At 62.6% G+C, this 621-nt stretch carries 1 pseudogene; it reads right to left on the reverse strand.

Annotated features, from left to right (window positions below):
* Window positions 1–621: pseudogene (locus GYK42_RS28820) on the reverse strand (thiamine pyrophosphate-binding protein); the annotation flags it as partial.

Genomic DNA, 621 nt, shown 5'->3' on the forward strand with positions numbered 1-621 from the left:
TACCGACGGAAATTTTCTTGACCAGGCCCAGCATCTTGTTGTCCGCGTCGATCTGGATGATCTTGGCATTCTTCGGCCAGTAATCCATGCCGTGCTGCGGCAAGGTGCCGAACGGGCCCAGGCGCGAGCCTAAAGCGACGACGACGTCGGCCTTGGCGATCAGTTTCATGGCCGCCTTGGAACCCTGGTAGCCCAATGGGCCGCACCACAGCGGGTGGCTGGCGGGGAAGGAGTCGTTGTGCAGATAGCTGTTCACCACTGGCGCGCCCAGGCGTTCGGCCAGGGCCTTGCACTCGTCGATCGCGTCGCCCATGACGACGCCGCCGCCCGAGATAATCACGGGGAACTTGGCCTTGGCCAGCAATTCGGCCGCATCGTCGAGGCTTTGCTCGCCGCCGGCGCCGCGGTCCAGGCGGTTCGGCTTGGGAATCTCGGCCTTGATTTCGCCATAAAAATAGTCGCGCGGGATGTTCAGCTGGGTCGGACCCATTTCGGACATGGCGCGATCAAAACAACGGCCCGTGAACTCGGCCATGCGGGCCGGATTGGTCACGTGGCCCTGATACTTGGTGAATTCCTCGAACATCGGCAGCTGGTTCGCTTCCTGGAAGCCGCCCAGGC

The sequence above is a fragment of the Janthinobacterium lividum genome, assembly GCF_011601275.1.
Lineage (GTDB): Bacteria > Pseudomonadota > Gammaproteobacteria > Burkholderiales > Burkholderiaceae_D > Janthinobacterium > Janthinobacterium lividum_E.